Raw genomic sequence first — 14,200 nt, 5'->3', positions numbered from 1 at the left:
ATGTTTATATGTAATGGAACAAGGAGATTTTACATGAAAAAATCTTGGAAAAAAGCCCTCTTAGCAGGTCTTAGCATTGTAGTGATGGGTTCCTTCATCGCTGGTTGCGGCTCTGATAATAATGGTGCTGCTAATAAGGATGTTTTAAAAGTTGGTGTAACTAACTTCGCATCCACATTAGAACCTACAGAAAACTTCTTCGCATGGGTTGTTATGCGCTATGGTGTAGGCGAAACATTGGCTAAGTTTGACGAACACATGAAACCTCAACCATGGATTGCATCTAAATGGGAAGTATCCCCAGACCATAAAACGTGGACTTTCACAATCAATGATAAGGTGAAATTCTCTAATGGTAAAAAAGTTGATGCTGCAGCAGTTAAAGCATCTATCGAACGGGCTTTTGAAAAATCCAATCGTGCAAAAACATTTTTCGAATATGACTCTATGGAAGCTAATGGTCAACAATTAGTTATTCATACAACAAAAGAATATCCTAATATGCCTGGCCTTTTAGCGGATCCGTTGTTCCTAATCGTTGACGTTCAATCTGAAAAAGATGGCCGTAACTTTGCCAAGGAAGGTCCTATCGGTACAGGTCCATACGTAGTTAAATCTTTCACAAAAGATCGTGCTGAGATGGCTGCTAACGAAAACTATTGGGATGGTACAGTACCATTTAAAACTGTAGAAATTCCTTCCATCGATGATCCTAATACGCGTGCTATGAGCTTGCAATCTGGTGACGTAGATATGGCGGTTAACATCGGTGCTGGTGAAATGGGCTTATTCCAAAATAACGATAAGTTCAAGGTTGATGAAATCGCATCTCTTCGCGTAGTATTGGCTCGTATCAACCAAAAAGGTGTTCTTGGTGATGACAAAGTACGTGCTGCAGTTATTTCCGCAACAGACCGTAAAAACTATGCTGATGTATTGTTAAAAGGTACATTCATTCCTGGTTCCGCACCAATTCCACCATCCATGGACTATGGCTTCAAAGATTTGAAAGATCCTAATGCGTATAACCCTGAACGTTCTAAACAATTATTAGCAGAAGATGGTTGGAAAGATACTGATGGGGACGGCATCCTTGATAAAGATGGCAAACCATTAACATTTGACTTCGTAGTATATAATTCTCGTGCAGAATTACCACTTTATGCAGAAGCTGTTCAAGCAGACCTTAAAAAAGTGGGTATCGACATGAAAATCAAAACAGTTGACTATAACTTGATTGATAAAATGGGTCAAGATGGCGACTATGATATGCTTATCTCCAACATCGTAACTGCTAATACAGGCGATCCAATCTGGTTCTTAGCTAACTACTGGCATACTAATGTGGATGGTTCCAACCCTCAAAACGGTTCTGGTTACTCCAATCCACAAGTTGACCAATTGTTAGATGCTGCTGAAACTGAATTTGATCCTGCAAAACGTCGTGACTATGCAATTCAAATTCAACAATTATTGATGAATGATGGTGCTGCATTGTTCTTAGGTTACCCTAAAACTAATATCGTTACTGGTTCTTACTTGAAAGGTGCTGTCATGTACCCAAGTGACTACTACTGGATTACTAATAAAATTACAAAATAATAAGGAGCTATAATGGCAGAAAACATACTAACTGTAGAGAACCTTAACATCGCGTACCAAGGTGTGCCTGCTGTTATGGATGTAAACTTTACCTTGGAACGCGGTAAGGTATTGACCATTGTAGGGGAATCTGGATCCGGTAAAACTACCGTGATCCGGGCCCTCATGGGTTTATTGCCTATAGGTGGTGAGGTCACAGATGGTACAATGCTCTTTAATGGTCAAGACCTTCGCACCCTATCTAAGTCTGAATGGAGAGCTATACGTGGTAAAGACATGGCCATGATTTTCCAAGATAGTGGTAGTGCTTTAGACCCAATAGTTCGCATTGGTAAACAGTTTAGAGAATTATTTAAATCTCATATAGAAATTACCAATGATGAATGTGATCGACGAGCAATTGAGTTATTAGAATCTGTTTCTCTCCCTAATGGGGCAGATATATTGCGCCGTTATCCACATGAGTTATCCGGCGGTCAACGCCAACGTGTGGGCATTGCTATGGCATTAGCGCTGGATCCTGCGTTATTAATTGGTGATGAACCTACATCTGCTTTAGATGTAACAACACAATCACAAGTTGTTATGCAAATGCTAGAACTTGCTAAAGAGCATAATTCTGCTATCGTAATGGTTACGCATAACCTTGGTGTAGCGGCCTATATGTCCGACTATATCATTGTTATGAAAAAGGGTCGTGTTGTTGATGCTGGCACACCGCAAGATATTTTGGAAAACCCATCTAATGAATATACGAAGCAATTAAAAGATGCTGTACCAACATTGGAAGGAGGTCGTTACATTGACTAACTACGCTGTAGAATTAAAAAATGTATGTAAACGATTCCCACTTCCTACTGGTGGTGAGCTCGAAGCGTGTAAGAGTATTAATATCACCTTAGAAAAAGGCGAGTCCCTTGGGATTGTAGGGGAGTCTGGCTCTGGTAAAACAACTTTGGTTCGTATGATCATGAAGATGCTGCCTATCACAGAAGGCGAGATTTATGTAGATGGTGTAGAGATTCAACATATGAACTCTGAGCAAACGAAAGAATACCGCAAGAAAATTCAGATGGTATTCCAAGATCCATCTGCAGCTTTCAATCCGCGTATGAAGGTAAAGGATATTATCCTTGAACCGTTATACAATTTTGGGCTTCTTGAAAAAGGAAAAGAAGAACAAATCGCAGGTGACTATCTTGAAATGGTAGACCTACCTCGCGAGTTCATGCATCGTTATCCTCATGAAATGTCTGGTGGTCAACGTCAACGTGTAGCTATTGCTCGTGCCATTGTACTAGAACCAGAAATTCTTGTTCTAGATGAGGCAACAAGTGCTCTAGACGTGTCTGTACAAGACTCCATCGCCTATTTACTAGCGCGTTTACAAAAGAAGAAAAATTTAACATATCTATTTATCGCTCATGATATTGCGTTCATTCGTACCATGTGTCATAAGGTAGTGGTTATGTATAAAGGTGCTATCGTTGAAGAGCTAGATGCATTCCATTTAGCAGATGCAAAACATCCTTATACAAAGGTTCTATTGAGTTCTATCTTTGAAATTGGTAAAGATCATAAGCCACTTACTTTAGAAGAAGCTGGGAAAGCATAAATTTTGATTATATAAAATAGCAGTTAGCCATTTGGTTAACTGCTATTTTTATATTATCTATTATTTATTATGCGGATAATTTTTGCTTCTACATAAATATATCGAAAATTTCCTCAAAAATGATTGTGTTAACATTAAATATATAGTATAGTTGACTAAGCAATATACCCATATGGGTATGATTAAATATGCTCATATGAAATGATATACATATACATATAGAGAAAGGTTAGGTGTGTGAATGAAAGGATTACGTAAGGCGTTACTGATTGGTATGATGCTGGGGGTTACGGTCCTTGGTACTGTAGGATGCATGAATCAATCATCCGATTCATCTAATGATGTATTAAAGGTAGGGGCTATTAGCTTTGCGGGTACATTAGAACCAACAGAAAACTATTTTAGTTGGGCTGTTGTACGATATGGTGTAGGGGAAACACTCATAAAATTTGATGATCACATGAATGCTAAACCCTGGTTAGCATCTTCTTGGAAACAAAGTGATGATAAGCTGACTTGGACTTTCACCATCAACGATAAGGTTAAGTTCTCTAACGGTAATGCTCTTACTGCCGAGGCCGTAAAGGCGTCTTTGGAACGAACCTTTGCGAAGAGTAAACGGGCAAAAACATTCTTTAATTACACTGAAATGACGGCTAATGGTCAAGAGTTCACAATTAAGACCGATAAGCCTTATTATAATTTGCCAAACTTGTTGGGAGATCCATTATTCTTGATTATGGATGTAACTGCTGAGGCAAATGGTCGTGATATTGCGAAGGAAGGTCCTATTGGTACTGGTCCTTATGTAGTGACATCATTTACAAAAGAGCGTGCTGAGCTAGCACGGAATGATAACTATTGGGATGGCAAGCCAGGCTTCGGTAAGGTTGAAATTCCATCTATTAACGATGCCAATACACGAGCTATGGCATTGCAAGCGGGTGATGTAGATATGGCCGTTAGCATTGGACCTGGCGAATATGGTATCTTCCAAAACGATAAGAAATTTACTATTTATGAAGAATCATCTTTACGTGATGTATTCGTTCGGATGAGCCAAAAAGGCAAGCTTAAGAATGCTAATCTTCGAGCGGCCCTCATTGCCGGAGCGAATCGTGAGTCCTATGCAAAGAACCTTATGAAGGATACCTTTATTGCCGGTAAGGCTCCATTGCCACCGTCCATTGATTATGGATTCAATCAATTGCGGGATCCTAATAAATATAATGTTGAACGTGCTAAAGAATTACTTAAACGTGAAGGTTATATTGATACAAATGGTGATGGGATTGTAGATAAAGATGGTGAAAACCTAGTGCTTGATTTCTATGCCTATACATCTCGTCCTGAATTGCCATTATATGCAGAGGCATTACAAGCGGACTACAAAAAAATCGGTGTAGATTTACAAATCAAAATCATAGACTATGCTGTGATTGATACATTGGCGCAATCTGGGGATTACGATATGCTCATCTCTAGTGTAGTTACTGCTAATACTGGCCAACCTGTATGGTTCTTGAAACAATACTGGGGGACCGGTGCTGAGGCAAATGGTTCTGGATTCTCCAATCCACGTTTCGATGAATTGTTAGATCTTGGTGAAAGTGCCAACGATCCATTAGTGCGTCGTAATGCGTTGATCAATGCACAACAATTGATGCTAGATGATTCGATAGCACTCTTCCTTGGATATCCTAAGATTAATATTGTAGGGAATAACAATATCGATGGTATTAAGATATCTCCATCTGAATACTATATCATTACGAAAGACTTAAAACGGAAATAATTTTATTATATAAACCTATAGTGATGAAACTTGTTAATATAATTTAACGTAGTTGTCGACATAGCAAAAGAGGACTAGCCACGGCTAGTCCTCTTTTTGTAGTTAGTTATTTTTTCTTTTGCTCTGTTGCATCAAGTTCTGCCATATTCACGACATTTGCTTTGCCAACCATTTTGTTATATTTAATAAATAGTTGTGTATATGCTTCGCCGTAGGAAGAATTGATGATGATATAGTTGCGAGCCTCTGCGACAAATTCTTTTACAGAATCTTGATACTCGCGAACTGCGTTTTGCGTTTCTGATGTTGTACCAGGTTGTAACTTGTTGATGCGTTGCGTGATTTGTTGCAAGTTTGCTTCAACCTTTTGGGTATCTGTATTTCCATCTGGATCGATAAGATCGATTGTTTGGGCAGTCATGAGATTTAACTCGATAAAGTTAACTGCATTTTCACGTTTTTCACCTTGATATTCAGTCATGCGTTCTGTATAGAGCTCATTATTACGATTATCTAAGGCTAAATCTAAAGCATTGTATGTAGCGTAGAATTGTTCAGCTAGAGGTACATACTGTGCTGCTAACTCATCGCTACCTTTGAAATTATCTTTTTCAAAACGACGTTCTACATAGTAGGCTTGCAATTGATCCGCAACAGGAATCAATTGATCTAGTACTGCTAATACATCATTAGTTGATTGGTTTACATCTTCGTATGGAGTAGGGCTATCTTGCTTTGCAGCCTCTAATGCTGTTTTAAGATCTTTGTATTTAGGTAATGTAATCGTCGTGTTATGGGACCCATTACGTAACTCTTCAAGAGTTGGTTGTAATTGATTTGCATAGGCTACACTGTACGCGTTATATGAGTCTAATGCGACGATATAAGGTCGGATAGCGTTGATCTTGTCGTCAACGGTTGATCGATATAAAATTGTCGTTGTATTGGATGACAAGAGTGTATACACCCCGTAGATCCCACCACCGATAATAGCGACGCCAAGTATAACGGCTGCTATTAACTTGATGTACCCCTTTTTCAACTGCGCACGCTCCTTGAAAACACACTAACTCTTTTTGGATCCGTTTGGGCGGACTACGCCCCTAAGAGTAATTAGTTATATTATATCATAAACTTACGTCCCAAAAAAGACGTGTAGAGCGGAGAATCATAAGGAATAGATGAAATTATTCGATGTGAACATATATTAATATTTATAATTCGCTATTTATAGATGAATATACTCTGTGAAAGTTAAATTAGTATATTTCTTAATACCTTTGATATAATTTACATATATATGATTGGAGGGGATTCTAATGAGCACGGATAAGGTTTATAACTCCATTGAAGAAGTATTAGATATAGCTGAATCTGCAGAGGGTAAAACGGTTGGTGAGTTTGATATAAATAATCGCCTGGATAGTAGGGGAAACAAGGGCGGTATTGGTCAGGTTTTAGAAGAAGGCTTATTTAAAATGGCTGTTAATAGCAGAGCAGAAGCAGACTTTGTTGATTTAGGTTTGGAGCTAAAAGTTACTGCTATAAAAGAAAATAAAAAGAATGACTTCTCTGCAAAAGAACGGTTAGTTTTAAATATTATTAACTATGAAGAGGATTATAAAGACTCTTTTGAAGAATCATCATTTTGGCAAAAAAATAAGAAGTTACTAATTATTTTCTACTTATATAAAGATGAAATAGATAAAAAGGATTTTCCTATCATAAAGTCGGTTTTACATAATTTTGATCCTGTGGATTTAGAAATTATAAAACAGGATTGGCAAACTATTATAGATAAGATTAAAGCTGGTGAGGCCCATAATATTTCGGAGGGAGATACGATGTATTTGGCTGCCTGTACTAAAGGGGCTAATGCTAAGTCCATAAGAAAACAACCATTTTCTAATATACCAGCTAAACAACGTGCCTTTTCTCTTAAAAGTTCTTACATGTCTGCCTTTGCTCGCCGTGTTATTGATAGACAATTAATACCATCACTATTTAATGTTGATGAACTTAAAAGTAAGACTACATTACAATTATTACAAGAACGATTCGCTCCATATATTGGTAAACGAGTATCTGAAATTGCAAAACTCGTAGATATTCCAGTAACTAAAAATAAGGCTTTTAATGCCAATCTTATTAGTGCAGTTTTGGGTGTAAAAGGGACCAAGTTAGAATCACTTAGAGAGTTTAGTAAAGCAAATATTAAGTTTAAAACGATACGGCTTGAGCCTACTGGAATTCCAAAGGAACACATGTCCTTTGAACAAATAGACTTTCATCGTTGGCTTAACGATGCATGGGAAGACTCTCAGCTTTATGAAAAATTTGAGTATACAAAATATCTATTTGTAGTATTTCAGTATGATGAGACTGAGAAGGAAAATAAAAATAGAGAACCTTACTTAAAAGGAATTATGCTGTGGAATATGCCAGAGGTTGTAATTGAGCATGAGCTCAAAGAACTTTGGAAAACAACAAAAGCTATTTTGGAAGAAGGGGTTCAACTTACTCCTGTACGTAATGGTGTGTCAAATAATTTACCAGGTGCTAGCTTTAATGGTATTTGTCATATTCGACCTAAGGCTAGAGATGGAAAGGATCAAGTAGAACTACCAGATGGACAACGTATAACAAAACAATGCTATTGGTTAAATAGAGAATATATAGCAGAGATTGTAAAAGAACTGTAATGAGGAAGTCATGGCTAATAATACGTCAAATTTCAGAAATGATTTTAATGCAGAGAAAGTTATAAATGAATTCTTAAGGAAGTATTTCTATCAAAAAATTGTTGATAAAAATATTATTAAAGCCTTTCGTCATATTACAGATTCAAATTTACAACATGAGGGTGTTGATACAATAATTATTACCTTACGAGATGTAGCGGTTCATATTGATGAGAAGGCCGCACTAGATTATGCAAAAATGATTTAGCTGAAACAGCGCTACCAACCTTTGCATTTGAAATTTCTTATCTAAATAGGGATGGAGTCTTAACTGAGGGTTGGTTAACTAATTCAAAATATAGAAAGACCGAGGACTATCTCTTGATTTGGTTATGGGTTAAACCTGACACTAAAATGAAATGGTTAAGGTGCGAAGATATTCTTCAACTAGAAATTATTGTTTTAGCTAAAAAAGACATATTAGACACCATATTATATTATGCAAGTGGTGATAGTTGCTTAACTAGATTCCGACAAATTGCTAGTAAGCAGAGAGAATTTATGTTAGCTAAAAATTTACAACAAGTAGCTATTGAAAAAACGATTTCTAATGTAGATTTACATTTAAATGAATATTCAATGGAAAATTTTATGTCGAAGCAGATTAAATCACCAATAATGAAGTGGTATTTAACTGATATAAGTAGAAAGGCCGAGCAACCTTTAAATATTGTGGTAAACAAAAAGATATTGAAAGAGTTAGCTAAGAGTTGCTGGATTATTACACCGAATAATTGCATACGGAAAAAATGATATGTAAATTTGATCTTAAAATTTTTAGGGATTTCTGCTATAATAGTGATCTATGAAGGTGATTGATTAAGGGGTAAAGTAATGAAAATATTTTCCATGTTTGATGGTGTTGGAGGTTTTATAGTAGGTTTAGAAAATTCCTCTAAAGAGGTTTTTCAAACGCTATATTCAAACCAATATGAGCCATCTCGTAAGACTCAAGATGCCTATGAAGTAGGTTTATATAGATTTCCTGATATAGAACATATCTCAACAGATGTAGCCTTAATTCCTAATGAAAAGTTTGAGGAAATGAAAGCCAATGGTGTAGATATGATTGTTGGTGGATTTCCATGCCAAGACTATTCTGTTGCAAGAAGCAAAAAGAATGAGTTAGGTATTGAAGGTAAAAAAGGGGTTCTTTTCTGGGAAATTATCCGTGCTACTGAGGTAATTAGACCTAAGTATTTGGTTTTAGAAAATGTTGACCGTTTATTGAAGGCTCCTTCCAATCAACGTGGTCGTGACTTTGCGATTATGTTAGCTGCTTTCAATCAATTAGGTTATTCTGTGGAATGGCGTGTTATTAATGCCGCTGATTATGGTCGTGCTCAACGTAGACGTCGTGTATTCTTCTTTGTATTTAGAAATGATACAAAGTGGGGAGAACGATTACATACTAAATATGAAGCTACCCTGTCTAATGATGCTGACTTAAATGCTCGTTTAGATTGTTATGCACCATATATTTTTGAAGATGGTCTCTTTGGTCGTCAATTCCCAGTTAAGAATGAAGCTGTAAAAAAACGTATTAATGCTAATAAGCTTGATGAAGATATTGCAGAAGTATCAGCTAACTTCTCTGATGGTAAAATGTGGAACTCTGGTCTTATGACTAATGGGTACTATTATACGATTGAAACTGAACCAAAAGGGGATGAAGAACCAATCCCAATGAAAAAGATTGTGGTTAAAGAAAATCAAGTACCAGAAGATTATTATGTTGATGGCGAAAAATTAGAGAAGTTTAAATATCTTCGTGGACCTAAGAAAATTACTCGGACTGCAGCAAATGGACATACTTATACATTCTCTGAAGGTGGTATGAGTGAATATGATTCTCTTGAACTACCAGGTCGCACAATGCTTACCTCTGAAGGTAGTGTTAATCGATCTACACATCTTTTGAAAATTGATGGTAAATATCGACTTATTACCCCAATCGAAGCTGAGCGTCTACAAGATTTCCCTGATGACTGGACTCGTTATAAACGTAATGCAAAAGGTGAAGTAGTAGAGGTATCTGATCGTATGCGTATGTTCTTTATGGGAAATGCACTTGTGACAGGCATTGTTAAACGTATAGGTGATGAGCTTCAAAAAATTGATGCTATCTAAAAAAGGAGCTCTAATATAGAGCTCTTTTTTTAGTATTTTCAGTAAGGGCATTCAAACAATATTATAAAGTTATCTTTTAATTACAAAAAAAGTCTCTATCTATGATAGAGGCTTTTTTCAAAGAAAAATAGCATAAAAATCTAGTTATCCGCATAAAAACTGGACTTATCACACTTTATCAAGGTCAAAACCACTCAATTTACTACTAATTTACTACTTATGAATGAGCTTTGATACGACGATTTATCCTTGAAAAGTGAAGATATAAAGATACTTCCAATAAAATTTGAATATTTAATAGGTAGACACTTCAAAAAATGAGGTGTCTATTTTTTTACCCGATTTTGAAAGGAAGTGAACTTATGAAAACAAAAAATCAAGAATCAAAAGGTCGTTCCCCACTCTTTAAGACCATCAAACATTCATTCAGCCAATAAAAAAGAAAGGATAGGTAAAAATATGGAACTTAAATTTGTGATTCCCAACATGGAAAAAACATTCGGCAATTTAGAATTTGCTGGCGAGGATAAAGTCGTTCAGCGAAGAATCAACGGACGGCTAACTGTCTTATCAAGAAGCTATAATCTCTATTCTGATGTTCAAAGAGCAGATGATATTGTGGTGGTGCTTCCTGCTGAAGCTGGCGAAAAACATTTCGGCTTTGAGGAACGTGTGAAGTTAGTCAATCCACGTATTACCGCAGAGGGCTACAAAATCGGCACTCGTGGTTTTACAAATTACCTTTTACATGCTGACGACATGATAAAAGAATAAAGAAAGAGAGGAAAAATGATGAGATTAGCAAATGGCATTGTATTAGATAAAGACACGACTTTTGGAGAATTGAAATTCTCTGCTCTACGTCGTGAAGTGAGAATCCAAAATGAAGACGGGTCGGTTTCAGATGAAATCAAGGAACGTACCTATGACTTAAAATCCAAAGGACAAGGACGCATGATTCAAGTAAGTATTCCTGCCAGCGTGCCTTTGAAAGAGTTTGATTATAACGCACGGGTGGAACTTATCAATCCCATTGCGGACACCGTTGCTACTGCCACCTATCAAGGAGCAGATGTTGACTGGTATATCAAGGCAGACGATATTGTGCTGACAAAGGATTCTAGTTCATTCAAAGCTCAACCACAAGCAAAGAAAGAACCGACACAAGACAAATAGTCGCTAGGTAGAAAGGAGACTTTTTCGCATGAAACAGCGTGGTAAAAGGATTCGCCCATCTGGTAAAGATTTAGTCTTTCATTTTACGATAGCGTCACTCCTGCCTGTTTTCCTGCTGGTTGTCGGACTGTTTCATGTGAAGACAATCCAGCAGATCAACTGGCAGGATTTTAACCTATCACAAGCAGATAAGATTGACATTCCCTATTTAATTATCAGTTTCAGTGTCGCAATTCTTATCTGCTTGCTGGTAGCGTTTGTATTCAAACGGGTTCGCTATGATACGGTTAAACAACTTTACCACCGTCAAAAACTGGCAAAGATGATACTTGAAAACAAGTGGTATGAATCTGAACAGGTCAAAACAGAGGGTTTCTTTAAAGATAGTGCTGGTCGTACAAAGGAAAAGATAACCTACTTCCCTAAAATGTATTATCGACTTAAAAATGGCTTGATACAGATACGGGTGGAAATCACGCTGGGAAAATATCAAGACCAACTCTTACACTTGGAAAAGAAATTAGAGAGTGGCTTGTACTGTGAGCTGACGGATAAAGAGTTAAAGGATTCCTATGTGGAATATACTTTGCTCTATGACACCATAGCCAGTCGTATTTCTATTGATGAAGTAGAAGCTAAAGATGGTAAACTTCGCTTAATGAAAAACGTATGGTGGGAATATGATAAGCTCCCTCATATGTTGATTGCTGGTGGTACAGGTGGCGGTAAAACTTACTTTATACTGACACTGATTGAAGCCTTGCTTCATACAGATTCAAAACTGTATATTCTTGACCCGAAAAATGCTGACCTTGCGGACTTAGGTTCTGTGATGGCAAATGTCTACTATAGAAAAGAAGACTTGCTTTCTTGCATTGAAACATTCTATGAAGAAATGATGAAACGTAGTGAGGAAATGAAGCAGATGAAGAACTATAAGACTAGCAAAAATTATGCTTACTTAGGTCTCCCGGCACACTTCTTAATCTTTGATGAATACGTCGCTTTCATGGAAATGCTGGGAACAAAAGAAAACACCGCAGTTATGAATAAGCTGAAACAGATTGTCATGTTAGGTCGTCAAGCTGGCTTCTTTCTAATACTGGCTTGTCAACGTCCAGACGCAAAATATTTAGGCGACGGAATCCGTGATCAGTTTAATTTCAGAGTGGCTTTAGGTCGTATGTCTGAAATGGGCTATGGCATGATGTTTGGCAGTGACGTACAAAAGGATTTCTTCTTAAAGCGAATCAAAGGTCGTGGCTATGTTGATGTAGGAACAAGTGTCATATCAGAGTTTTATACTCCCCTTGTACCAAAAGGATATGATTTCTTGGAGGAAATTAAAAAGTTATCCAACAGCAGACAGTCCACGCAGGCGACGTGCGAAGCGGAAGTCGCAGGTGTGGACTGATCTTGCTGGCTGGTGTGGCAATAGCCACGCCAGCACTTAACCCCCCGTATCTAACAGGGGGGTACAAATCGACAGGAAACAGTCAAAAAAACATTAGAAAATCCTTTGGTTACAAGGGATTTACAAAATTTCAGCGTATGTCAAATGGGCTTTAAAAGTTGACATACGCCTTTTTGATTGGAGGGATTTTTACTGAATGAACAAACTTGGTTACAGCATTTAAAAGAAAAACGCTTGGCTTATGGACTATCTCAAAACCGTTTAGCTGTTGCGACTGGTATTACAAGGCAGTATCTAAGCGATATTGAAACAGGAAAAGTCAAGCCATCAGAGGATTTACAGCAGTCCCTTTGGGAAGCTCTGGAACGCTTCAATCCCGACGCTCCCCTTGAAATGCTGTTTGATTATGTAAGGATTCGCTTTCCGACAACAGACGTACAGCAGGTGGTCGAAAACATCTTACAACTGAAACTGTCCTATTTTCTTCATGAGGACTATGGTTTCTATTCTTATTCAGAGCATTATGCTTTAGGCGACATATTCGTCCTTTGCTCCCATGAACTGGACAAAGGAGTTCTGGTGGAATTGAAAGGTCGTGGGTGCAGACAATTTGAAAGCTATCTTCTGGCACAACAAAGAAGCTGGTATGAGTTCTTTATGGACGTTTTGGTGGCTGGCGGTGTGATGAAACGCCTTGACCTTGCCATTAACGATAAGACAGGGATTTTGAATATCCCTGTACTCACTGAAAAGTGCCAACAGGAAGAATGTATCTCCGTCTTCCGCAGTTTTAAAAGCTATCGCAGTGGCGAACTGGTACGCAAAGAGGAAAAGGAATGTATGGGAAACACCCTCTATATCGGTTCATTACAAAGTGAAGTTTATTTCTGTATCTATGAAAAGGACTACGAGCAGTACAAGAAAAATGATATTCCCATTGAAGACGCAGAAGTAAAAAACCGTTTTGAGATTCGATTGAAAAATGAGCGTGCCTATTATGCAGTCCGTGATTTACTCGTCTATGACAATCCAGAGCATACCGCCTTTAAAATTATCAATCGGTATATCCGTTTTGTAGATAAAGACGATTCCAAACCTCGTTCTGATTGGAAACTGAATGAAGAATGGGCTTGGTTTATTGGGAACAATCGTGAACGATTAAAACTAACCACAAAACCAGAGCCTTACTCCTTCCAAAGGACGCTGAACTGGCTATCTCATCAAGTTGCCCCGACCTTAAAGGTTGCGATTAAACTTGATGAAATCAACCAGACGCAGGTTGTAAAAGACATTCTCGACCATGCGAAACTGACAGACCGACACAAGCAGATTTTGAAGCAACAGTCAGTAAAAGAACAGGACGTGATAACAACAAAAAAATAACTCAAATACAAATTCATTGAATATAGAGAGGAGAACATTTTTATGAATTTTGGACAAAACCTTTATAACTGGTTTCTATCAAACGCTCAATCACTGGTGCTTTTAGCAATCGTTGTGATTGGCTTGTATCTTGGCTTCAAGCGTGAGTTTAGCAAACTGATTGGCTTTTTAATTATTGCGATTATTGCGGTTGGCTTAGTCTTCAACGCTGCTGGAGTAAAAGACATTTTACTAGAGCTATTCAATCGCATTATTGGTGCTTAAATAAAACCGTTCTTTTGTGGAATATAAGTGGTTTTCTTATGTTCCGCAAAGGAATGGTACACCAAACGAAGTGCGGTAGG

Annotated in this window: 14 protein-coding genes; 13 read left to right on the top strand and 1 reads right to left on the bottom strand. The window is 37.5% G+C overall.

What is annotated here, in order from left to right; genetic code table 11:
- The first annotated feature begins 33 nt into the window (after window positions 1–33).
- From VEIT17_RS08010 to VEIT17_RS07995, 4 genes are all read left to right on the top strand, one after another.
- The gene (locus VEIT17_RS08010) at window positions 34–1,602 is read left to right on the top strand and encodes an ABC transporter substrate-binding protein (protein ID WP_178885538.1); all 1,569 of its coding nucleotides are present in this window, start codon (window positions 34–36) and stop codon (window positions 1,600–1,602) included.
- Window positions 1,603–1,614: 12 nt separating this feature from the next.
- On the top strand, window positions 1,615–2,412 hold the full coding sequence (locus VEIT17_RS08005; RefSeq protein WP_005385379.1) for an ABC transporter ATP-binding protein: 798 nt from the start codon (window positions 1,615–1,617) through the stop codon (window positions 2,410–2,412).
- Window positions 2,405–3,217: an ABC transporter ATP-binding protein gene (locus VEIT17_RS08000; protein WP_156719994.1), complete on the top strand. Its 813-nt coding sequence runs from the start codon at window positions 2,405–2,407 to the stop codon at window positions 3,215–3,217. The genes VEIT17_RS08005 and VEIT17_RS08000 overlap by 8 nt, the downstream gene beginning before the upstream one ends.
- Before the next feature lie 241 nt (window positions 3,218–3,458).
- Complete coding sequence (locus tag VEIT17_RS07995; protein WP_178885536.1) at window positions 3,459–5,012, top strand: ABC transporter substrate-binding protein; 1,554 nt, start codon at window positions 3,459–3,461, stop codon at window positions 5,010–5,012.
- 106 nt (window positions 5,013–5,118) lie between these two features.
- On the opposite strand, the gene VEIT17_RS07990 is transcribed toward VEIT17_RS07995, so the two are convergent.
- A complete protein-coding gene (locus tag VEIT17_RS07990; protein ID WP_129823431.1) occupies window positions 5,119–6,054 on the bottom strand; it encodes a YiiG family protein in 936 nt (311 codons plus the stop codon).
- A gap of 277 nt (window positions 6,055–6,331) precedes the next feature.
- Between VEIT17_RS07990 and VEIT17_RS07985 the strand changes: the two genes are divergently transcribed.
- The 9 genes from VEIT17_RS07985 to VEIT17_RS07940 all read left to right on the top strand — a co-directional run bounded on the left by VEIT17_RS07985 (window position 6,332) and on the right by VEIT17_RS07940 (window position 14,120).
- Window positions 6,332–7,714, top strand: a complete 1,383-nt coding sequence (locus tag VEIT17_RS07985; RefSeq protein ID WP_178885534.1) for a Sau3AI family type II restriction endonuclease — start codon at window positions 6,332–6,334, stop codon at window positions 7,712–7,714.
- 10 nt (window positions 7,715–7,724) lie between these two features.
- A complete protein-coding gene (locus tag VEIT17_RS07980) occupies window positions 7,725–7,961 on the top strand; it encodes a hypothetical protein (protein ID WP_178885532.1) in 237 nt (78 codons plus the stop codon).
- A gap of 113 nt (window positions 7,962–8,074) precedes the next feature.
- Window positions 8,075–8,506 (top strand): hypothetical protein, encoded by a 432-nt coding sequence (locus VEIT17_RS07975; RefSeq protein WP_178885530.1) that lies wholly within the window; start codon window positions 8,075–8,077, stop codon window positions 8,504–8,506.
- Window positions 8,507–8,587: 81 nt separating this feature from the next.
- On the top strand, window positions 8,588–9,883 hold the full coding sequence (gene dcm / locus VEIT17_RS07970) for a DNA (cytosine-5-)-methyltransferase (protein WP_178885528.1): 1,296 nt from the start codon (window positions 8,588–8,590) through the stop codon (window positions 9,881–9,883).
- A 459-nt stretch (window positions 9,884–10,342) separates the two neighbouring features.
- Window positions 10,343–10,657: a YdcP family protein gene (locus VEIT17_RS07965; RefSeq protein ID WP_000420682.1), complete on the top strand. Its 315-nt coding sequence runs from the start codon at window positions 10,343–10,345 to the stop codon at window positions 10,655–10,657.
- A 15-nt stretch (window positions 10,658–10,672) separates the two neighbouring features.
- Complete coding sequence (locus tag VEIT17_RS07960; RefSeq protein WP_000985015.1) at window positions 10,673–11,059, top strand: YdcP family protein; 387 nt, start codon at window positions 10,673–10,675, stop codon at window positions 11,057–11,059.
- Window positions 11,060–11,087: 28 nt separating this feature from the next.
- Window positions 11,088–12,473, top strand: a complete 1,386-nt coding sequence (locus tag VEIT17_RS07955; protein ID WP_178885526.1) for an FtsK/SpoIIIE domain-containing protein — start codon at window positions 11,088–11,090, stop codon at window positions 12,471–12,473.
- Window positions 12,474–12,650: 177 nt separating this feature from the next.
- Window positions 12,651–13,856, top strand: coding sequence for a MobT family relaxase (gene mobT / locus VEIT17_RS07945; protein ID WP_000398284.1), 1,206 nt, complete (start codon window positions 12,651–12,653; stop codon window positions 13,854–13,856).
- Between the two features lie 42 nt (window positions 13,857–13,898).
- Window positions 13,899–14,120, top strand: coding sequence for a hypothetical protein (locus VEIT17_RS07940; protein WP_001009056.1), 222 nt, complete (start codon window positions 13,899–13,901; stop codon window positions 14,118–14,120).
- Window positions 14,121–14,200 lie beyond the last annotated feature (80 nt).

It is taken from the genome of Veillonella nakazawae (genome assembly GCF_013393365.1).
In the GTDB taxonomy this organism is placed as follows: domain Bacteria; phylum Bacillota; class Negativicutes; order Veillonellales; family Veillonellaceae; genus Veillonella; species Veillonella nakazawae.
This window is presented reverse-complemented; position numbering and strand designations above follow the sequence as displayed.

Coding starts and splice junctions, on each gene's coding strand:
- VEIT17_RS08010 (WP_178885538.1), top strand. CDS start 34: ATGAAAAAATCTTGGAAAAAAGCCCTCTTAGCAGGTCTTAGCATTGTA.
- VEIT17_RS08005 (WP_005385379.1), top strand. CDS start 1,615: ATGGCAGAAAACATACTAACTGTAGAGAACCTTAACATCGCGTACCAA.
- VEIT17_RS07995 (WP_178885536.1), top strand. CDS start 3,459: ATGAAAGGATTACGTAAGGCGTTACTGATTGGTATGATGCTGGGGGTT.
- VEIT17_RS07985 (WP_178885534.1), top strand. CDS start 6,332: ATGAGCACGGATAAGGTTTATAACTCCATTGAAGAAGTATTAGATATA.
- VEIT17_RS07980 (WP_178885532.1), top strand. CDS start 7,725: ATGGCTAATAATACGTCAAATTTCAGAAATGATTTTAATGCAGAGAAA.
- dcm (WP_178885528.1), top strand. CDS start 8,588: ATGAAAATATTTTCCATGTTTGATGGTGTTGGAGGTTTTATAGTAGGT.
- VEIT17_RS07965 (WP_000420682.1), top strand. CDS start 10,343: ATGGAACTTAAATTTGTGATTCCCAACATGGAAAAAACATTCGGCAAT.
- VEIT17_RS07960 (WP_000985015.1), top strand. CDS start 10,673: ATGATGAGATTAGCAAATGGCATTGTATTAGATAAAGACACGACTTTT.
- VEIT17_RS07955 (WP_178885526.1), top strand. CDS start 11,088: ATGAAACAGCGTGGTAAAAGGATTCGCCCATCTGGTAAAGATTTAGTC.
- VEIT17_RS07940 (WP_001009056.1), top strand. CDS start 13,899: ATGAATTTTGGACAAAACCTTTATAACTGGTTTCTATCAAACGCTCAA.